20 protein-coding genes are annotated in these 17972 nt (G+C 68.5%); 12 read left to right on the forward strand and 8 right to left on the reverse strand.

All coding sequences use genetic code 11. The annotated features are described in order from the left end of the window. The first annotated feature begins 188 nt into the window (after nucleotides 1-188). Nucleotides 189-1868: a SulP family inorganic anion transporter gene (locus J2X09_RS05995; RefSeq protein ID WP_204732669.1), complete on the forward strand. Its 1680-nt coding sequence runs from the start codon at nucleotides 189-191 to the stop codon at nucleotides 1866-1868. Nucleotides 1869-1898: 30 nt separating this feature from the next. Here J2X09_RS05995 and J2X09_RS06000 read toward each other — a convergent pair whose 3' ends face one another. Continuing rightward, nucleotides 1899-2387 (reverse strand): DsrE family protein, encoded by a 489-nt coding sequence (locus tag J2X09_RS06000; protein WP_310307734.1) that lies wholly within the window; start codon nucleotides 2385-2387, stop codon nucleotides 1899-1901. A 187-nt stretch (nucleotides 2388-2574) separates the two neighbouring features. Between J2X09_RS06000 and J2X09_RS06005 the strand changes: the two genes are divergently transcribed. Continuing rightward, complete coding sequence (locus tag J2X09_RS06005; RefSeq protein WP_204732668.1) at nucleotides 2575-3048, forward strand: acyl-CoA thioesterase; 474 nt, start codon at nucleotides 2575-2577, stop codon at nucleotides 3046-3048. Nucleotides 3049-3052: 4 nt separating this feature from the next. Here the strand turns inward: J2X09_RS06005 and J2X09_RS06010 are convergent, their stop codons facing one another. From J2X09_RS06010 to J2X09_RS06020, 3 genes are all read right to left on the reverse strand, one after another. Next, nucleotides 3053-4207: an ABC transporter substrate-binding protein gene (locus J2X09_RS06010; protein ID WP_204732667.1), complete on the reverse strand. Its 1155-nt coding sequence runs from the start codon at nucleotides 4205-4207 to the stop codon at nucleotides 3053-3055. Between the two features lie 175 nt (nucleotides 4208-4382). Continuing rightward, nucleotides 4383-5810, reverse strand: a complete 1428-nt coding sequence (locus J2X09_RS06015; RefSeq protein ID WP_204732975.1) for an alpha/beta hydrolase family protein — start codon at nucleotides 5808-5810, stop codon at nucleotides 4383-4385. A gap of 240 nt (nucleotides 5811-6050) precedes the next feature. Further along, nucleotides 6051-7745 (reverse strand): FAD-dependent monooxygenase, encoded by a 1695-nt coding sequence (locus J2X09_RS06020; RefSeq protein WP_310307737.1) that lies wholly within the window; start codon nucleotides 7743-7745, stop codon nucleotides 6051-6053. A gap of 53 nt (nucleotides 7746-7798) precedes the next feature. Here J2X09_RS06020 and J2X09_RS06025 point away from each other — a divergent pair, with 53 nt between their 5' ends. Then, nucleotides 7799-8299, forward strand: coding sequence for a MarR family winged helix-turn-helix transcriptional regulator (locus J2X09_RS06025; protein WP_204732665.1), 501 nt, complete (start codon nucleotides 7799-7801; stop codon nucleotides 8297-8299). Nucleotides 8300-8303: 4 nt separating this feature from the next. Here the strand turns inward: J2X09_RS06025 and J2X09_RS06030 are convergent, their stop codons facing one another. Further along, the gene (locus J2X09_RS06030) at nucleotides 8304-9290 is read right to left on the reverse strand and encodes a Bug family tripartite tricarboxylate transporter substrate binding protein (protein ID WP_204732664.1); all 987 of its coding nucleotides are present in this window, start codon (nucleotides 9288-9290) and stop codon (nucleotides 8304-8306) included. 85 nt (nucleotides 9291-9375) lie between these two features. After that, nucleotides 9376-10464: a tartrate dehydrogenase gene (locus tag J2X09_RS06035; RefSeq protein ID WP_204732663.1), complete on the reverse strand. Its 1089-nt coding sequence runs from the start codon at nucleotides 10462-10464 to the stop codon at nucleotides 9376-9378. 112 nt (nucleotides 10465-10576) lie between these two features. Here J2X09_RS06035 and J2X09_RS06040 point away from each other — a divergent pair, with 112 nt between their 5' ends. From J2X09_RS06040 to J2X09_RS06055, 4 genes are all read left to right on the forward strand, one after another. Then, nucleotides 10577-11503, forward strand: a complete 927-nt coding sequence (locus tag J2X09_RS06040) for a LysR family transcriptional regulator (RefSeq protein ID WP_204732662.1) — start codon at nucleotides 10577-10579, stop codon at nucleotides 11501-11503. A 126-nt stretch (nucleotides 11504-11629) separates the two neighbouring features. Further along, complete coding sequence (locus J2X09_RS06045) at nucleotides 11630-11761, forward strand: hypothetical protein (RefSeq protein ID WP_310307741.1); 132 nt, start codon at nucleotides 11630-11632, stop codon at nucleotides 11759-11761. A 98-nt stretch (nucleotides 11762-11859) separates the two neighbouring features. Then, nucleotides 11860-12132 carry a hypothetical protein gene (locus tag J2X09_RS06050; RefSeq protein ID WP_204732661.1) on the forward strand — a complete coding sequence of 91 codons (273 nt, stop codon included), beginning with the start codon at nucleotides 11860-11862 and terminating at the stop codon, nucleotides 12130-12132. After that, nucleotides 12129-12500: a hypothetical protein gene (locus J2X09_RS06055; RefSeq protein WP_204732660.1), complete on the forward strand. Its 372-nt coding sequence runs from the start codon at nucleotides 12129-12131 to the stop codon at nucleotides 12498-12500. The genes J2X09_RS06050 and J2X09_RS06055 overlap by 4 nt, the downstream gene beginning before the upstream one ends. Before the next feature lie 13 nt (nucleotides 12501-12513). On the opposite strand, the gene J2X09_RS06060 is transcribed toward J2X09_RS06055, so the two are convergent. Beyond that, entirely contained in the window at nucleotides 12514-12918 is a 405-nt protein-coding gene (locus J2X09_RS06060) for a Rid family hydrolase (RefSeq protein ID WP_204732659.1), read from the reverse strand. A 141-nt stretch (nucleotides 12919-13059) separates the two neighbouring features. Between J2X09_RS06060 and J2X09_RS06065 the strand changes: the two genes are divergently transcribed. Together J2X09_RS06065 and J2X09_RS06070 are read left to right on the forward strand one after the other, a co-directional pair. Continuing rightward, on the forward strand, nucleotides 13060-13986 hold the full coding sequence (locus tag J2X09_RS06065; RefSeq protein WP_204732658.1) for a LysR family transcriptional regulator: 927 nt from the start codon (nucleotides 13060-13062) through the stop codon (nucleotides 13984-13986). A gap of 91 nt (nucleotides 13987-14077) precedes the next feature. Continuing rightward, nucleotides 14078-14425, forward strand: a complete 348-nt coding sequence (locus J2X09_RS06070) for a DUF1428 domain-containing protein (RefSeq protein ID WP_204732657.1) — start codon at nucleotides 14078-14080, stop codon at nucleotides 14423-14425. A 7-nt stretch (nucleotides 14426-14432) separates the two neighbouring features. On the opposite strand, the gene J2X09_RS06075 is transcribed toward J2X09_RS06070, so the two are convergent. Continuing rightward, nucleotides 14433-14792 carry a hypothetical protein gene (locus tag J2X09_RS06075; RefSeq protein ID WP_204732656.1) on the reverse strand — a complete coding sequence of 120 codons (360 nt, stop codon included), beginning with the start codon at nucleotides 14790-14792 and terminating at the stop codon, nucleotides 14433-14435. A gap of 195 nt (nucleotides 14793-14987) precedes the next feature. Between J2X09_RS06075 and J2X09_RS06080 the strand changes: the two genes are divergently transcribed. The 3 genes from J2X09_RS06080 to J2X09_RS06090 are packed head-to-tail and all read left to right on the forward strand — an operon-like array spanning nucleotide 14988 to nucleotide 17966. Next, nucleotides 14988-16301 carry a DUF1800 domain-containing protein gene (locus J2X09_RS06080; protein WP_204732655.1) on the forward strand — a complete coding sequence of 438 codons (1314 nt, stop codon included), beginning with the start codon at nucleotides 14988-14990 and terminating at the stop codon, nucleotides 16299-16301. A gap of 16 nt (nucleotides 16302-16317) precedes the next feature. Continuing rightward, nucleotides 16318-17529: a DUF1501 domain-containing protein gene (locus tag J2X09_RS06085; RefSeq protein WP_204732654.1), complete on the forward strand. Its 1212-nt coding sequence runs from the start codon at nucleotides 16318-16320 to the stop codon at nucleotides 17527-17529. Then, the gene (locus tag J2X09_RS06090; RefSeq protein ID WP_204732653.1) at nucleotides 17526-17966 is read left to right on the forward strand and encodes a DUF3106 domain-containing protein; all 441 of its coding nucleotides are present in this window, start codon (nucleotides 17526-17528) and stop codon (nucleotides 17964-17966) included. The genes J2X09_RS06085 and J2X09_RS06090 overlap by 4 nt, the downstream gene beginning before the upstream one ends. Nucleotides 17967-17972 lie beyond the last annotated feature (6 nt).

The raw sequence follows: 17972 nt of genomic DNA on the forward strand, positions 1-17972 counted from the left end.
TGAAGATGCTCGAAACCACGGCGCAGCCCCCAAGGCGGAAGAACGGAAACTGCGCAAGGGTGACCGGTTCCTCCTGCGCGGTGGCGTCTGGTCATCGATCTGCGCAGGAATGAGCACCAAGCGAAAGAGTGGATGCACGAACCGCGTGCCCGCATGCGAGCGCCCTGCAATTCAGTACGATCAACGGTATGTCTGCACGTCTTGAACGCCTGCTTCCCTTTCTGCGTTGGCCGCGTCCGGACGCGCCTCTGCTGCGCGGCGAGGCCATGGCGGGCCTCACGGTCGGCCTGATGGTGATCCCGCAGGGCGTGGCCTACGCCGCGCTGGCCGGCATGCCGCTGGTCACGGGCATCTATGCCTCGCTGCTCCCCGCGCTGGTCGCCGTGCTGTTCAGCGCATCGCCCCGTCTCTCGGTCGGCCCCACGGCACTCACCGCCGTGCTGGTGGGCGCCTCGCTGGCGGGCCTGGCCGAACCCGGCTCGGCGCGCTGGGTGGCGCTGGCCGTGTGGCTCGCCCTGCTGTCAGGCCTGCTCCAGATCGTGCTGGGCTTCGCGCGCTTTGGCTGGCTGCTCAACCTGGTGAACTCGCCGGTGCTGATGGCCTTCACCCAGGCGGCGGCGGTGCTCATCATCGCGTCGCAGCTGCCCGCCCTGCTCGGTTTCTCCAACTGGGACACGCTGCTCACACAACCGTTCGTGCACTGGCCGTCGCTGGCGTTCGGGGTCGGCAGTGCCGCGATCCTGCTGCTGGCCCGGCGCTGGCGCCCGGGCTTTCCCACGGTGCTGACGGTGGTGGTCGCCAGTGCGGCGATCAGCTACGCGATTGGCTTCCAGGGCATGGGCGGCGCGGTCATCGGCGCCCTGCCCCAGGGCTTGCCCGCGCCCTACTGGCCGGGCTGGCCGGGCTGGGCCACGCTGGGGCAGCTCGTTGTGCCCACGCTGGTGATCACCCTGGTGAGCTTTCTGGAGACCGCGTCCAGCGCCAAGGTCGACAACGGGCAACGCGGCCAGCGCTGGGACCAGGACCAGGACCTGATCGGCCAGGGCCTGGGCAAGCTGGCGGCAGGTCTGAGCGGTGCATTTCCCACCAGCTCGTCGTTCTCGCGTTCCGCGCTGAACCTGTACGCAGGCGCGAAGACGGGCTGGGCGACGATCTTCTCGGTGGCCGTGGTGCTGATCACGCTGCTGCTGTTCCTTCCCCTGCTGCACCACGTACCCCTGGCGGTGCTCGCGGCCATCGTCGTGGTGGCGGTGCTGGGCCTGATCAAGCCGCGCGCTTTCGCCCAGCTCTGGAAGCTCTCGCGGGTGGAAGCTGTGATCGCCTGCATCACCTTCGCCGTGACGGTGCTGGCGGCGCCACGCCTGTACTGGGGCGTGCTCGCGGGCGTGCTCATGGCGCTGTCGCACTTCCTCTACCTGCGACTGCATCCGCGCATCATCGAAGTGGGGCTGCACCCGGACGGCAGTCTGCGTGACCGCCACCTCTGGAAACTGCCGCCGCTGGCGCCGCAGCTGTATGCCCTGCGCATGGACGCCGCGCTGGACTTCGCCACCGCCAGCGGCTTCGAACGCGCGGTGGCCGAGCACATCGCCGCCCACCCGGACACACGGCACGTGATGCTGATCGCCCACCCCATCAACTGGATCGACGCGACCGGCGCGGAAGCTTTCGGGCGCCTGCGCCAGCAGCTGGACAGCCAGCGCATCGACCTGCACCTTGTGGGCATCAAGCTCCCGGTGGAAAACGTGCTGCGGCTGGCCGGCCACCTCGATGACGGACCACGCCTGCACCTCTACCGCACCGAAGCCGACGGGCTGCGCGCCGCCGATGCGCTGGTTCCGCGAGACGGAGACCCCGACGCCCGCTGACACCCGCGGCGCAACACACGGCCGCTGGCGTTACTGCAGCTCCACCGTCTGCTTCACCAGTTCCTCGCGCGTCAGGCGCGGGAACATTTCGGCGTACATGTAGCTGTAGCCCTCGTTCTGCCACTTCGCGAGGTCGATGACGGCCGCCGGCACCACGGTAATGACGTCGTAGAACTCATCGGGCTTGTAGCCCCGCGAACGCGCGGCATTGCTGCACACGCGGATCGTCACGCCCGCCTCCTTGAGCGCCTTGAGCTCGTCGTACATGTCCGGATAGGCCGCGCGGTTCAGCCGCGAAAACGCGTGAAGTTCGTTGCCGTGCGCCACGATCACGATGTGCGATTTGGCCGGGTCACCGTACTCCTTGATCGCGCGCAGGTGGTTCTTGATGTAGCCAAAGGCCGCCTTGCCCTCCAACGGCCTGGCGAAGTTGAAGTCGTACAGCGCCTTCTGAGGCGCATAACGGGTGCCATCAAATGGCGAGGGGTCCTGTGGGCCGGCCCAGGCGGCGGCGCTCATCACACAGGCAACGGTCAGGGAAAGCAGTCGGGTGTTGATGATGTTCTCCTGAAGGGGTGGTCAAAGGGTGGCGGGTTCCCAAGGGGGCCACAGAATAGCCCGAATATCCAAATATTTGCAATCAATTTATTCTGCTTGTCAGAATCCATGCCATCCCACGATCCACCTCCCTCATCTGGAACACCGCATGGAACTCCCTCGCCACCAGCTCAGCATGACGGTGCTGATGACACCCGACACCGCGAACTTCTCGGGCAAGGTGCACGGCGGCACCGTGCTCAAGCTGCTCGATCAGGTGGCCTTTGCCTGTGCCAGCCGCTACGCGTCGTCCTACGTGGTCACGCTCAGCGTGGACCAGGTGATGTTCCGGCAGCCCATCCAGGTGGGCGAGCTCCTCACCTTCCTGGCGGCCGTGAACCACACGGGCACGTCGTCCATGGAGATCGGCATCAAGGTGATCGCGGAGAACATCCGCACGCAGGTGCAGCGGCATGTGAACAGTTGCTTCTTCACCATGATCGCGGTGGACGACCATGGCAAGCCCACGCCTGTGCCGCCGCTGGAGCCCGGCACGCCCGATGAGCACCGCCGCCATGCCGCCGCCCAGCTGCGCAGGACGATGCGGCAGGAAATGGAACAGCGCTACGCGGCCATCCGCTGAGGGATCAGGTTCGGACCTTGCCGTCGCCGGTGAGCATCGACAGCTCCGCAAAGCGCGAAGCCACATGGTTGCCCGAACTGAGAGCAATCTGGAAACCGCCCAGCGACGTTTCGCCAATGGCCTCCATCCCGCTGATAAAGCTCTCGCGCGTGACGCGGGAACCTGCACGGCGCAAGCCTTCGGCGAACAGCTTCGCCGCGAGGAAGCCTTCCATGCTGGAGAAGTTGGGCTGCACCTTGTTGCCGCCCTTGCCAATGGTGTCGATGAACTCGCGCGTGATCGGGCGCGAGGCACTGTAGGGCGTGGGCACGACCTGCGAGATCACCACGCCGGCACCGTCCTTGCCCAGCTCATCGGCCAGGGCCTGGGTGCCGACGAAGGACACGTTGTAGAACGTGCCACCGTAACCCGCGGCGCGCGCGGCGCGGATGTAGGCCGCGCACGACTTGTAGGCGCTGATCTGCACCACCGCGTCGGGCTTGGCGGCGTTGATGGTGGCCACGGCCTGTGCCACGTCCACGGAATTGCGCTCCACCGTGGCGGTGGCCACCGGCTTGAGGTTGCGCGCCGTGAGCGCGAGCAGGGTGCCGTCCAGGCCGGCCTTGCCGTAGCTGTCGTTCTGGTGGAACACCGCGATCTTGTTCAGGCCGAGGTTCGTGAGCTGGCGCACGATCAGCGCGGTCTCGTCGTTGTACGAAGCGCGCAGGTGAAACACCAGTTTGTTGAACGGCGCGCGCAGGCCCATGGCACCGGTGAAAGGCGCGAAGAACGGGGTCTGGGCCTTGATCGCCAGCGGCAGTGCGGCCAGGCTGGTGGGCGTGCCGATGTAGCCGAACAGCGCGAACACGTCGCTGGTGATCAGCTTGGTGGTGTTCTCCGCGCAGCGGTCGGGCTCGTAGCCGTCGTCAAGCTGCACGATGTCGATGCGCTGTCCGTTCACGCCCCCTTGCGCATTGATCTGATCGAAGAAGAGTTTGGCGCCCGCGTGGAACTGGATGCCCAGTTGCGCCGCCGCGCCCGTGAACGCCGCCGACTGCCCGAGCACGATGCGGTTGCCCGACTGCGCGCGCAGGCTGGGTGCGCCGAGCAGGGCGGTACCAGCCACGAGGCCGTTGAAATGGCGGCGCGAAATGCCGGGCAAAGGGGTCGACAAGGGCATGTGGGGGCTCCGGTTGTAGCGATCGTGGGCGCGAGCTTCACACCAGGGTGGGTCGCTTTTCGATGCTATCGGTCCTCTCCCACGGAGGTGCCATCGCTGAGCACGCGGATTCAACCGCTCATCGACTTCACCGCGCCGCACCCACCCGCACGCGCGGGCAGGTACGGGTTCTCCCTCACGGAGGGCAGGTATTGGCCGGGTTCATCGCGATGCCCGCACGCAGGGCCGGCACCGGTGCCCCGTCGTCCACCCCCAGCGTGTTGTCGGTGAAGGTGCAACCGTAGCTGGACGCCCCGACCGTGGCCGGTGTCACCACGTCGTCTCCCGCCGGCTTCGGACCGCCCTGCTCCCAGGCCACCATGTCCGAGAAGGCTTTCACCTGTTCGGCCACCGTGAAATCGCAATGGCTGGCACCGCGTATGGCGCGTTGCACCAGCCAGTTGCTGTTGCCCTTGGCCGCCGCGCGCTGCTGATAGACCTGCTGCATGCTGAAGGGCACGAACAGATCGCCCAGCGTGTGGATCGAGACCACCGGAATCGTGAACTCGCCATGGATGACCGGGATCCAGCGCAGACCGTCGCGGCGCAGGCGGTTGGCATCGGGCGCGGCGGTGAGCTTGATTGCCGCGGCGTTCAACGCGGTGGTGCCCGCCGGATCGCCATCGATCAGGTAGGACAGCGCGTTGGTGTCGAGGACGTTGCGGTTCAGGATGCCGGTGACCGAGCCGTCGCTGCCGAAGGTGCCGTACGCGGACGGGAAGCTGCCGCCGAACGCGATGCCCTCATTGAACATGGGACGCTCCCCACCGGTGAGGTGTTTCACCACCGAGAGGTACTTGACGCCCTGCGCGGTGGGTGCCGTCGGAAAGGTGGTGAACAGCGTGCTGGTCACCAGTCCCTGGATCTCCGACCACTTGTCCGTCGGGTAGCTGGGCACCCCGGCGAGCGCCTGCGCAGTGACCTGCATGCCCGCGAAACGGTTGAAGAGTTCGACATCGCCCATCACGCCGCACATGGGCACGGCGCCGTGGTAACGCACCTTGTTCCTGGCGGTCGCGTAGGCCTCGTCCTCGATGGCCGCACCGGTGATGTGGCCGCCCATGGAATGACCGGTGATGTACAGGCGCGTGGGCGCGGGCAGCACCTGCCCGTTGGCGGCGGCGATGGCATTGAAGGCGAGCGCGAGTGCATTGGTGTCTTCCACGCCCGCACGCACGTCGTAGTAGTTCGTCGAGTAGCTCGACGCGGCCCAGGCATAGCCGTTCTCGATCAGGTAGCGGCGGATGGACGGGTTGGAGACGGTGAGCGTCGAGCCCTCGCCGCGGAAACCGTGCGCGTACATCACGAGCCGACCGTTCCAGCCCGTCGCGGGCACCTCGATGCGATAGGCCGCGCCATTGAGCACACCCGCCCAGCGGTGCGTGCCCTGCGTCACGCCGGCCATGGCGGCGAAGGTCGTGGCGGTCGGGTCCGCGGGAGTGAAGGTTCGGCTGTCCTGCGCGCGGGTTTCTTCCGGTACCGGTGGGGGCGGCGCCGGCACTTCTCCGCCGCCTCCACCGCCACCACACGCCGCGAGCATTGCCGTGCCCGCCCAAACCGCCATGCGAAGTCTGTAAGGTGTCTTCAAGCTTGTCTCCTGTCGTTGTAGGGAATCGTGGCCTGCCCGCGCGAACCGTGAACAGGGACACGGTTATGCGACCCGCGACCCGCAACATGCACCGGGATTACCCGGAAAAAGTCGCGCAGGCGACGCCAGCACCGTGGCCGCCAACGGTCAACCCCGACGGAGACAAAGGCCCACCCGGCGTGCGGCAGGCCCGATGTTTCAGGAACGCGGCCGCGATCAGCGGCAGCGGGCCACGCGGGCCCAGACGGCGGCGGCGTCCGCCGCATCGGTACCGCGCCAGGCGATCAACTGATCGGGCCGCACCAGCAACAGGCCGTCGTCCAGCAGACCATCGGCCTCGTCCGCGGCCAGCGTCACCACGGTCACATCCAGCCCTGCCGCATGGCCCGCCTCGGCCATGCGACCGGCCTCGGCAACCGCGTGGAGCGGAGCCAGCACCGTCCATTCGAAGCCCAGCCGGTCGTACAGCGAAAGCCCGCCCGCCAGCCAGCGGTGGGGCAGGCGTCCACCCGGCTGGGTCGAAGGCAGGTAGGCGTTGGCCTGATCCTCGGGTGCCAGGGCCGGGTCACCGAACACGATGGGGGAAGCATCGACGCGCTCGCCGAACGTCACCCCTGGGATGTTGAATTCGCGCCGCACGTGCGCGCCCAGCACCTCGCTCGCCTGCACGCGCAGCTGCGCGCCGATGGCGTCGTCGGCTTCCAGCGCGGGCGTCACCTCGAACAGGCCCACGGAGTCGGCGAACTCGCGCGCATAGGCGGTGTTGCGCAGGCCGATGGGCCGTCGCTCCTGCTCGTAGGTGTCGAGCAATGCGGGGGTGGCCTGGCCCTTCAGCACGGCGGCCAGCTTCCAGCCCAGGTTCACCGCGTCGCCCACCGCCGTGTTGTAGCCCAGGCCACCGGTGGGCGTGAACAGGTGCGCCGCATCGCCCGCGATGAACACGCGTCCGTGCTGATAGCGTTCGGCCACCAGCGAGTGGCCGGCGATCCACACACCGGTGGACAGAATCTCGATGTCGATGTCCATGCCGCTGGCTTCCGCGAAGATGCGGCGCGCGTCCTCGTGCGTCCAGTCCTCCGGTGTTTCGTGCGGGTGCACCGCCGCATGAAAGGCGAACTCGCCCTGGCCGTCGACCGAAGCCATGAACACGCGCCGCTCGTGGTTCACCGAGACGTACATCCAGGCGATGTCGTGCGGGAAACGTTCGTAGAACGCGGGGGCGCGCAGGTAGATCGCGAACATCTTGCCGCCCATGAACTGGCGCTGCAGCCCGGTGGCGCCACCCATGTCGATCCCCAGCGCGTTGCGCACGCCACTGCGCGCACCGTCGGCACCCACGAGGTACCGCGCACGCACCGTGACCGCGTTGCCGCCGACCACGGGCACCACCTGCGCCACCACCTCATCCCCCGTGTCCTCGAACGATTGCAGCCGCCAGCCAAAGCGGATGCGCTGGCCGGTGCGCAGCTCCGCGTGTTCGCGCAACACCGCCTCCACGAACTTCTGCGACACGCGGTGCGGCAGTTCGGCCGCGCTCCACGAACCGGTCATGGTCTTGATCTGCTCCGTCGCCTGGGCCGCCGTCGGCAGGCGCAGGCGCGCCAGCTCGTGCCGGGCGAAGCGGGTGAAGTAGGCGATGTCGGTCGGATGGTCTCCTGGCAGACCGAGGGCCCGCACCTGCCTTGCGATCCCGATGCGGCGGAAATGCTCCATGGTGCGCGCCTGCGTCGCGTTGGCCTGCGGGTTGAAGGCGGTGGTGGCTTTCGGGTCCACCAGCAGGCACGGTACATTGCGCAGGCCGAGTTCGTTGGCCAGCATCAGCCCGCAGGGGCCCGCGCCCGCCACCAGCACGTCCACCTGCAGTTCACGGCCCTCGGCCTGTGCCTGCTCCAGGGTCAGGGAATCCGCCACACCTGTCTCCATGTTTCGTTTGATTAGGCTACCTAAGCAAATTCATTGTACGCATGAAAACCGATGTCACCAAACCCCGGCGTGCCGCGCCCGATGCCTGGCGGCTGGGCAACGCGGGCCGCGTGCTGGGCAACGCCGTCACGCGCTTCGAGTCGCGCGTGCTCGAACTCATGGCCGACGCCGGTCATGCGGACACGCGCCTCTCGCACGTGAACCTGACGCGCCATCTCGATCTGGAGGGCACCCGCATCACCGAACTGGCACGCCGCGCCCGCATGACCAACGCGGCCATGACCGAGCTGATCGACCAGTGCGAAACGCTGGGCCTGGTGGTGCGCGAGGCCGATCCGAGCGACAAGCGGGCCCGCACGGTGCGTTTCACGGACGCAGGGCGCGCGTGGCTCAAGGCCTTTGGCCAGGCCGTGAAGAAGGCCGAGCGCGAGATGATCCGGGAGATCGGCCCCGAGGCAGCCGACGTGCTGCTGCAGGGCCTGGCGCGCTATGGCGGCACGGTGGAGTCGATCCTCGTGGCGCACCCGGGTGCGAAGGCGTAAACGCTCACTCCAGCACCACGTTTGCCTCTTTCACGAGCTTGCCGAACTTCTCCGTTTCTGCCTTGATGGTCTGGGCCATATGTTCCTGGCTGTCGCCAATCGGGTCAGCCCCGATGTCGGCCATGCGCTGGCGGAATTCGGGCGACTTGATGATCTTCACCATCTCGGTGTTGAGTCGCGCCACGATGTCCCTGGGTGTCGCGGCGGGCGCCAGCACACCGAACCAGGTGCCGATGTTGAAACCCTTGAGGCCGGCTTCGTCCAGCGTGGGCACATCGGGCAATGCGGGCGAACGCGTGGCGGTGGTCACCGCCAGCGGGCGCAGCTTGCCGGCCTTGATGTGGGGCAGCACCGGCGTGATGGTGTCGAACGACATCAGGATCTGACCACCCAGCAGATCGGTCGCCAGCGGGCCGCTGCCCTTGTAGGCGATGTGCATCAGCGGCGCACCGGTGTTGTTCTGGAACTGCGTGCCGATGAGGTGCTGCGCCGTGCCGTTGCCGTTGGAGCCGTAGTTCGCGCGGGCCGGCTCCGCCTTGAGCAGGGCCACCAGCTCGCCCACGTTCTTCGCCGGGGTGCTGGCGTTGACCACCAGCACGTTAGGCACCATCGCGATGGTGGTGATCGGCGCCAGGTCTTTCTGGAAGTCGTACGGCAGCTTCTTGTAGACGCTGGAGGCGATGGTGTGGTGCACCGCACCCACCAGCAAGGTGTAACCATCGGGCCGGGACTTCGCCACGAAGTCCGCGCCGATGGTGGCACCCGCGCCCGGCTTGCTCTCGATCACGACCGGCTGCCCCAGGCTCTGCTGCAGGCGCTCGCCCAGTGCGCGGGCCAACACGTCGGTGGTGCCACCGGCCGGGAACGGCACGATCAGCGTGATCGGACGGCTGGGCCAGGTCTGGGCCATGGCACCGGTCACGGTCATGGCGGCGGCCAGGGCCGCGCCCTGCAGGATGCGGCGGCGCGAGAAAGGGCGAAGGGATGTCATGTCTGTCTCCTGTGGGCACGATGTGCCTGTGTGTCGCCGGGCGAACTGCCCGGTCGTTGCGCGGGATGCGCGAAATCAACAGGGGTCAAGCCGCCTTGCGCTGCAGGCTCGCGGTGAGCAGGTCGCACACGGCCTGCGTCACCTGCGCGGTGGTGGCCTTGCCACCGAGGTCCCCGGTGTGCAGCGCAGGGTCGGCGGTGACCTGCTCGATGGCGTCCATCAGGCGCCTGGCCGCCTCGGCTTCGCCCAGGTGCTCAAGCAGCATCACGCAGCTCCAGAAGGTGCCGACCGGGTTGGCCAGGCCCTTGCCCATGATGTCGAAGGCCGACCCGTGGATGGGCTCGAACATCGAGGGGTAGCGGTGTTCGGGATCGATGTTGCCGGTGGGCGCGATGCCCAGGCTGCCCGCGAGCGCGGCGGCCAGGTCGCTCAGGATGTCGGCGTGCAGGTTGGTCGCAACGATGGTGTCCAGTGTGGCCGGCCGGTTCACCATGCGGGCCGTGGCAGCGTCCACCAGCTCCTTGTCCCAGCGCACGTCCGGAAACTCCTTCGCGATCTGCACCGCGATCTCGTCCCACATCACCATGGCGTGGCGTTGCGCGTTGCTCTTGGTGATCACGGTCAGTTGCCGGCGGGGCCGCGACTGCGCCAGCCTGAACGCGAAACGCATGATGCGCTCCACACCCACACGGGTCATCATGGTCACGTCGGTGGCGGCCTCGATCGGGTGGCCCTGGTGCACACGGCCACCCACGCCGGCGTACTCGCCCTCGGAGTTCTCGCGCACGATCACCCAGTTCAGGTCTTCGGCCCTGCAGCGCTTGAGCGGCGCGTCGATGCCCGGCAGGATGCGCGTGGGGCGCACGTTGGCGTACTGGTCAAAGCCCTGACAGATCTTCAGGCGCAGGCCCCAGAGGGTGATGTGGTCGGCAATGTCCGGGTCGCCCGCGGAGCCGAACAGGATGGCGTCCTTGCCACGCAGCGCATCGAGGCCATCGGCCGGCATCATCACGCCATGCTGGCGGTAGTGGTCCCCGCCCCAGTCGAAGTCCTGGAACTCGAACCGGAATGCGGAGCTGGTGGCTGCCAGCGCCTCCAGCACCTGCCGGCCGGCAGGCACGACTTCCTTGCCGATGCCGTCTCCGGGAATGGTTGCGATGGCGTACGTCTTCATGGTGTCTCTCTGTAGAAGTGGGAACGATGGACAGACTGTAGGGATTCGACAGGTCACCGAAACACCGATAAAGTGAATCCACCGTTAACCTGAATTCAACAGTGAGATCGCCATGAGTGCCGCCATCCAACCCGCCGACCTGGGCTTCTTCTCCGTGCTGGCCAGCGCCGGCAGCCTCAGCGCCGCCGCGCGCGAACTCGGCATCACCACGCCAGCGGTGAGCAAGCACCTGGCGCTGATGGAATCGCGCGTGGGTGTCTCGCTCGTCAACCGCACCACGCGCCGCATGGGCCTCACACCCGAGGGCGAGGTGTACCTGGAACACGCGCGCCGCATACTGGGCGAGATCGACGACATGGAAGGTTTGCTGGGGGTGTCACGCTCCACGCCCACCGGCCTGCTGCGCGTGAACGCCACGCTGGGTTTCGGGCGCAGCCATGTGGCGCCGCTCATCTCGCGCTTCGTCCGCAAACACCCGCAGGTGGAAGTGCAGCTGCAGCTCTCGGTGAACCCGCCGCCGCTCACCGACGACGCGTTCGATGTCTGCATCCGCTTCGGTGCGCCGCCGGACTCGCGCATGATCGCGCGCCAGATCGCCCCCAACCGGCGCCTGCTCTGCGCCTCACCCGCCTACCTGGCGAAGCACGGCATGCCCAAGGTGCCGAACGACCTCACGCGGCACAACTGCATCGGCATCCGGCAGGGGGAGGAAGCGTATGGCGTGTGGCGACTCACGCAGGGGCGCGGCAAATCGGCCCGGACCGAGGCGGTGAAGACGCGCGGCAACCTCACCACCAACGACGGCGAGATCGCGGTGAACTGGGCACTGGACGGCCACGGCATCCTCATGCGCGCCGAATGGGACATCGAACGCTATCTGCGCAACGGCCGGCTGGTGCAGGTGCTGCCGCAGTACGCCACGCCCGACGCATCCATCCATGCGGTGTACCCGCAGCGGCACCAGCTGGCGGCACGGGTGAGGGCTTTCGTGGATTTCGTGGCGCTGGCGTTCACGCAGCAGGCGGCCACGAGCAGGTGATCGCCAACGGCCCCTGCCCGATTGTGTCGCTGTGGTTAACGGCGCCTTAACTTCGGTGCCGATTCCGAACCCGATTCGTCTCTACATTTCGCACGGTGTGGCCATGTCGTCACAGAGCGAACAGAAATGAAAGAGACAACACAGGTGGCTTCAGACACCGGCGATGCGGGCACGCGCTTCGTGCCCGACATTCCTCCGCCCATCGCGGCAACACGAACGCCGGAGTTCGTGTTTCCCGGCGAGGCCGCCGCCCACTGAAAAAACAGGGTATCCAGCGGGCGGCATTGCCTTTATTCTTCGTCAGGGCCCTCAAGCCCGACACCTGCCGTCCACCGTCAACGAAGCTGGAGATCCACATGATCGACAAAGCACAGGCCGACATGGCCAAAACGCTCTGGGACCAATCCAAGGCCGCCGCCCAACAGGCGCATGAAGCGTGGTGGATGGTGTTGAAGTCCCAGAAGGCGCTGCTGGATTCCATGCGCGGTGCTGGCGTGCCGTTCGAGGTGGCCGCCGACCAGTTCGAGAAGCTGATGCAGTTCCACGCCGAGCAGCACAAGGCCGCCCTGGACTACATGGACAAGATGTCCGTCGACTACGGTCGGGCGGTCGCCAAGCCGAAGAAGTGAGGCGGCACGCCCCGCGGCTGCCCTTCCTGCTTTTCGCCGCGCTCACGCTGCTTGTCTGCCGGCCGCTGCCCGCCGCGGTGGCGAAGGAGCATCCCATCGACCTGCGCACCTTCCTCGAAAGGCGCGAGGAATGCGACCACTGGCGCGGCGAGGCCAGCCCGGACAAGGCGCGGCAGCGCGACATCGACCGCGCCGTCTGCCGGGCCTGCGCCGGCACGGACGCGCAGCTCGCGCGGCTCAAGAAGAAGTACAAGGCCAATGACGCCGTGATGGACCTGCTCGATGAACTGGAGGACCGGATCGAGCTGCCCGACAAGGCGGCGGCGCAGCGCTTCTGCCGCCGCTTCGAGCAAGCCGGGGTGCCGTGACGCGGCTGGGCGTTCAGGCCGCCCCGCTCTCCGGCAGCTTCGCGATCACCTTGATCTCGAACTGGAAACCGTAGAGCCAGGTCACGCCGATGCCGGTGAGCGTCGGGTGGGGCGCTGCGCCCCAGTACTCGGGCACGATGCGCCAGATGGTCTCGAAATTCGCCTCGGGATTCACCACGAAGACCGTCACATCCACCACGTCGTCGAAGCTGCATCCCGCGGCTTTCAGGATCGCGTTCAGGTTGTCGAATGCACGGCGCACCTGCGCACCGAGTTCGGGCTCGGGCGAGCCGTCCTCGCGGCTGCCGACCTGGCCCGAAACGAACAGGAAACCGTTGGAGCGGATCGCGGGCGAATAGCGGTTCTTTTCATAGAGCGCCTGGCGCCCGGGGGGAAATACAACGTCGCGTGTGACCATGACAGATGCCTTGTGTTTGCGTGCCCTCTCGGGCGTGATGGTGATGAGGGACTTTAGGCAGACCGGCCACGCGGATAAAGCCGCACATCCCACAATCACTGTTTGCGGAATCCAAACAATCTGAGGACGGCGGGAGGCCCCATGGACCGTTTTGATGCGATGCAGGCGTTTGCGCGTGTGGTGGAGACGGGCAGCTTCACCCGGGCCGCCGACACGCTGCGCATGAGCAAGACCAGCGTGACGCAGCTCGTGCAGCAACTGGAGGCGCGGCTGCGCGTCAGGCTGCTCAACCGCACCACCCGCAAGGTCAACGTGACGGCCGACGGCGCCGCCTACTACGAGCGCGTGCTGCGCCTGCTGGCGGACATGGACGACGCGGAGACCAGCCTCTCCGGCGCCTCCAGGCAGCCCCGGGGCCGGCTGCGGGTGGACGTGCCCAGCCCGTTGGCGCGGTCGATTCTGGTGCCCGCCCTGCCAGGCTTTTTCGCGCGGTACCCCGACATCCAGCTCGACATGGGCGTGAGCGATCGCGTGGTGAACCTGATCGGCGAGAACGTGGACTGCGTGGTACGGGGTGGCGAACTCCGGGACCAGTCGCTCATGGCGCGCCGCGTGGGCGATCTGCCGCTCGGCGTGTACGCGGCGCCCGCCTACCTCGCGCTCGCGGGCACGCCATCCCACCCGAAGGAGCTGGAGGGCACGCACCACCGCATCGTCGGTTTCATCTGGGCCCGCACGGGCAGGCCCATGCCCTATGCCATGCAGCGCGACGGCGAGCGGGTCGACGTGCAGGGACGCCACGTGCTGTCGGTGGACGATGGCAACGCCTACCTGGCCGCGGGGCTGGCCGGGCTCGGCATCCTGTGGTTGCCGGCCTACATGGCCCAGGAGCCTCTGGCACTCGGCCAGCTGGTGCCCCTGTTCGCCGACTGGCAACTGGACAGCATGCCCCTGTACGTGGCCTACCCGCCGAACCGCCACGTGAGTGCCAAGCTGCGCGTGTTCATCGACTGGGTCGCGGAAGTGATCGCCGGGCACGCCCCCGTGGCAGGGCGACGCGCGTCCTGACCGGTTGTCGATTCCCGACCCTCTGGTTCGTCGTCAGATGAGGTGAGGCGCGTCCGCGCCAGCCGTTGTTCACCCTTCAAAGGAGACAGGCATGAAATACATCGACGGATTCGTGGCCGCCGTGCCCACTGACAAGCAGAAGGAATACCTCAGGCACGCCAGGGACGCGGCCGTGATCTTCAAGGAGTTTGGCGCGCTGGACGTGGTGGAGACCTGGGGCGACGACGTGCCGGACGGCAAGCTCACCTCGTTTCCCATGGCCGTGCAGCGCAAGCCCGACGAGACGGTGGTGTTCTCCTGGGTCACCTGGCCCTCGCGCGCCGCGCGCGACGAGGGCATGAAGAAGTTCATGGAAGACCCGCGCCTGCAGAACATGCAGATGCCGTTCGACGGCAAGCGCATGATCTACGGCGGCTTCCAGGTGATCCTCGAAGCCTGAGGCCGGCTCAGGGCATCGGGCGGTGCTGCCGGTCGTGCTTCTGCAGCGCGATGCGGCGGCTGGCCTTGTCCTGCGCGCGTTCCAGGCGAACGGCTTCCCGGCCGGTGACCTTGCCGTCGGCCTCGGCGCGGTGTTCCATGCGCGTGATGCGCGCCTCCCGCGCATCGAGCCGTGCGGTTTCGCGGCGTGTGAGTTCGCCCGACGCCACGCCCTGCTCGATGCGGGCCTCCTGACGGTCCTGGCGGTTGTCCACGCGCTCGGCCTGCAGCGCGCCGGCGGTGAGGCCCTGCGCGAGGGCGGCCGTGGCGCCCAGGGCCATGAGGCCGACAGCGACAACGGAGCGAAGGAAATGGGTGCGATTCAACATGGGGTTCCTCGGTGATGGACGGGCTGCCGGACACAGGTCCGGTGACGCTTGAACCGCCCAAGCCGGTCCGTGCTTACGGCCAGCCCCGAATGCCCCTGCTCACCACTCGGGTTTGAAGGCGACAGCGTAAGAACTGCCCGCCCGGCGGGTTCAACCGGCACACTCACCCCCAAGACCACCGCCCCTTCACCCACCATGGCACCCGACGCCGCCCTCGCCCCGGCCATCGCCTCACACCGTTTTGGGCTGAGCCAGAGCAGCCTGTCCAGCGTGGGCACCGAACCCCGTGCCTGGGTGACATCGCAACTGCGGCGCCCCGCGCTGCTGGACACGAGCGGGTTGCCCGACAGCGCGGCGGTGGCGGAGACCACGCGCCTGCTCCGCCAGATGGCGGTGCCGATGAGCGAGCCGCGCCGGCAGCTGCGCGAAGGCAACCAGCAGGCGCTGCGGCGGCGCTGGCAGCACCAGATCGAAACCCCCACGCCGGTGTACGAACGCTGGGTGATGTTCTGGGCCAACCACTTCACCGTGTCGGCCACCAAGGGCGCCACGCTGGGCATGGTGTGGCCGTTCGAGAACGAGGCAATCCGGCCGAACGCGACAGGGCGTTTCGTCACCCTGCTGCGCGCGGCCACGGTGCACCCGGGCATGCTGCTGTACCTGGACAACGCCCAGTCCATCGGGCCGGATTCGCGCCAGGGCCAGCGGCGCGGACGCGGGCTCAACGAAAACCTCGCGCGCGAACTGCTCGAGCTGCACACTGTGGGCGTTCGCGGTGGCTACACCCAGACCGACGTGCGCGAACTCGCGCGCCTGCTCACCGGCTGGACAGTGGGCAACGCCCAGCGGCCCGAGCCCGGCTTTGTTCCCGCGCTGCACGACCCCGGCAGCAAGCAGGTGATGGGGCGCACCTACCGCGAAGGTCCCCAGGCGCTCGACGAGGTGCTGGCCGACCTCGCCCGCCACCCGGCAACCGCCGAGCACCTGGCCGACAAGCTGGCGCGCCACTTTGTCACCGACGACCCGCCGCCCGCCCTGGTGCAGGCGGTGGCGCGCCGTTACCGCGACACCGACGGTGATCTGCTCGCCGTGGCCGACGCACTGTTCGACCACGACCTGGCCTGGGCCCCGCACCGGCCCGGCAAGGTGCGCCGGCCGGAAGAGCTGATGTTGGCGGCCCACCGCCTGCTGCAGCTGCCCGTGGGCATGCCCGAACGCACGCAGGCCGCGCTCACCACCATGGGCCAGCCCGTGGGCCGCGCGCCTTCGCCGCAGGGCTGGCCCGATCGGCACGACGACTGGCTCGGCCCCGATGCGCTGCTCAAGCGGGTCGAATGGGCGATGGCTGTGGGCCGCGCCAACGGCAACCTGGCCGACGCACGGCAACTCGCCGACCTGGCCTGGGGCCCCGCCCTCTCCGGCGAAAGCCGGCAGCAGATCGCGCGCGCCGAAAGCGGCGCGCAGGCGCTCACGCTGCTGCTTGCCAGCCCCGAATTCCAGCGCCGTTGAACCCCCTGGAGCGCCCATGACACACGCACCGTCTACCCTCCTGCCGCCCGACTCCGGCTGGCGCCGCCGCCAGTGGCTGCAGGCCGCTGGCGCGGGCCTGCTGCTGGGCGGCCATGGCATGCGGGCGGCCTTCGCGACCACGCCGCAGGCGCGCGGCCAGCTGGTGGTGGTGATGCTGCGCGGCGCGCTGGACGGCCTGGCCGCCGTGCCCGCCATCGGTGACCCGCAGTGGAACAGCCTGCGGCCGCCACCCGACACCCCCACCGCCAACCCGGTAGCACCTCTGCCGCTGGACGCGACGTTCGCGCTGCACCCGGCCCTGCCCACGCTGCACGGCTGGTACACCCAGGGCCAGTTGCTGGTGGCGCACGCCGTGGCCAGCCCGTACCGTGAGCGATCGCACTTCGACGCCCAGCAACTACTGGAGAGCGGGGGGCAGCGGCCCTTCGAACTCGCCACGGGCTGGCTGGGCCGCGCGCTGGAAACCGGTGGCCAGCGTGGCGTGGCCCTGAGCCCCGCCATGCCGGTCGCGTTGCGCGGCGCGCGCGGCGCCAGCACCTGGACGCCCACGCGCGGGGCCGCGCCCGATGCGGACCTGATGGCGCGCATCGCGCAGACGTACGCGAACGATCCGGCGCTGGCCGGACTGCTCGAACAGGCACTGGCGCAGCGCGAGACGCTGGGCGCGGGCACACGCGGGCCTGGCATGGGCGGCGGTGCCGGCAGCGCGGCGGCGTTCGCGGTCCTTGCCCGCCAGGCCGGGCATTTCCTCGCCGAACCCGGCGGGCCGGACGTGGCCTGGCTGGACTTCGACGGCTGGGACACCCACACGCAACAGGTCGGGCGGCTGCAACGGCAACTGGGTGCGCTCGACGGCGGGCTGGCCGCACTGCGCGAGGCGCTCGGTGAGCGCTGGGCCGACACCAGCGTGCTGGTGATGACGGAATTCGGCCGCTCGGTCGCACTCAACGGCAGCGGCGGCACCGACCATGGCACCGGGGGGGTGGCGTTCCTCGCCGGTGGTGCGGTGGCCGGCGGCCGTGTGCTCACCGACTGGCCCGGCCTGGGCCGCCAGGCGCTGCTGGACGGCCGCGACCTGCGCCCCACGCGCGACGTGCGCAGCCTGCTCGCCCCACTGGTGCAGCGCCACCTCGGTGTGGGCCAGGCGGCCATGGCACGTGTGCTGCCCGGCGCGCCGATGGCCACGCAGGACCTGTGGAGGGCATGATGCGCAACGCCCTGCTGCGCACCTGCCTGAGCCTTGCCGTGCTGTGGACCGGTGCGGTCCACGCCGCACCCGAAGTCCCCGATCCCCAGGCCTGGGCTCGCCTCACCCCGCAACAGCAGAGCGAACGGCGCGCTGCCATCCAGCGCGAACTGGCGGCCGCCACACCCGCCGAGCGCCAGGCCTACCGCGCCCGGGTGCGCGAGCGGCTGGAGCAGCTCACGCCCGCCGAGCGCCAGGCCCTCGCGGGCCAGACGCGCGAACGCTGGCAGTCGCTGTCGACCGAGGAGCGGCAGGACCTGGCGGAGCAGCGGCGGGAACGCATCCAGGCCATGACGCCGCAGGAGCGCCGCCAGTTGTTGCAGCAGCGCCGGGAGATGCTGTCCCGCCTGAGCCCGGAAGAGCGCGCCGCCTTGCGCGAGAAACTGCCCCCCCGTTGAGAACGG

This window comes from Hydrogenophaga laconesensis (assembly GCF_031457235.1).
GTDB classification, from domain to species: domain Bacteria; phylum Pseudomonadota; class Gammaproteobacteria; order Burkholderiales; family Burkholderiaceae_C; genus Hydrogenophaga; species Hydrogenophaga laconesensis.

Coding starts and splice junctions, on each gene's coding strand:
- J2X09_RS05995 (WP_204732669.1), top strand. CDS start 189: ATGTCTGCACGTCTTGAACGCCTGCTTCCCTTTCTGCGTTGGCCGCGT.
- J2X09_RS06000 (WP_310307734.1), bottom strand. CDS start 2,387: ATGAGCGCCGCCGCCTGGGCCGGCCCACAGGACCCCTCGCCATTTGAT.
- J2X09_RS06005 (WP_204732668.1), top strand. CDS start 2,575: ATGGAACTCCCTCGCCACCAGCTCAGCATGACGGTGCTGATGACACCC.
- J2X09_RS06010 (WP_204732667.1), bottom strand. CDS start 4,207: ATGCCCTTGTCGACCCCTTTGCCCGGCATTTCGCGCCGCCATTTCAAC.
- J2X09_RS06015 (WP_204732975.1), bottom strand. CDS start 5,810: ATGGCGGTTTGGGCGGGCACGGCAATGCTCGCGGCGTGTGGTGGCGGT.
- J2X09_RS06025 (WP_204732665.1), top strand. CDS start 7,799: ATGAAAACCGATGTCACCAAACCCCGGCGTGCCGCGCCCGATGCCTGG.
- J2X09_RS06030 (WP_204732664.1), bottom strand. CDS start 9,290: ATGACATCCCTTCGCCCTTTCTCGCGCCGCCGCATCCTGCAGGGCGCG.
- J2X09_RS06035 (WP_204732663.1), bottom strand. CDS start 10,464: ATGAAGACGTACGCCATCGCAACCATTCCCGGAGACGGCATCGGCAAG.
- J2X09_RS06040 (WP_204732662.1), top strand. CDS start 10,577: ATGAGTGCCGCCATCCAACCCGCCGACCTGGGCTTCTTCTCCGTGCTG.
- J2X09_RS06045 (WP_310307741.1), top strand. CDS start 11,630: ATGAAAGAGACAACACAGGTGGCTTCAGACACCGGCGATGCGGGCACG.
- J2X09_RS06050 (WP_204732661.1), top strand. CDS start 11,860: ATGATCGACAAAGCACAGGCCGACATGGCCAAAACGCTCTGGGACCAA.
- J2X09_RS06060 (WP_204732659.1), bottom strand. CDS start 12,918: ATGGTCACACGCGACGTTGTATTTCCCCCCGGGCGCCAGGCGCTCTAT.
- J2X09_RS06065 (WP_204732658.1), top strand. CDS start 13,060: ATGGACCGTTTTGATGCGATGCAGGCGTTTGCGCGTGTGGTGGAGACG.
- J2X09_RS06070 (WP_204732657.1), top strand. CDS start 14,078: ATGAAATACATCGACGGATTCGTGGCCGCCGTGCCCACTGACAAGCAG.
- J2X09_RS06075 (WP_204732656.1), bottom strand. CDS start 14,792: ATGTTGAATCGCACCCATTTCCTTCGCTCCGTTGTCGCTGTCGGCCTC.
- J2X09_RS06080 (WP_204732655.1), top strand. CDS start 14,988: ATGGCACCCGACGCCGCCCTCGCCCCGGCCATCGCCTCACACCGTTTT.
- J2X09_RS06085 (WP_204732654.1), top strand. CDS start 16,318: ATGACACACGCACCGTCTACCCTCCTGCCGCCCGACTCCGGCTGGCGC.
- J2X09_RS06090 (WP_204732653.1), top strand. CDS start 17,526: ATGATGCGCAACGCCCTGCTGCGCACCTGCCTGAGCCTTGCCGTGCTG.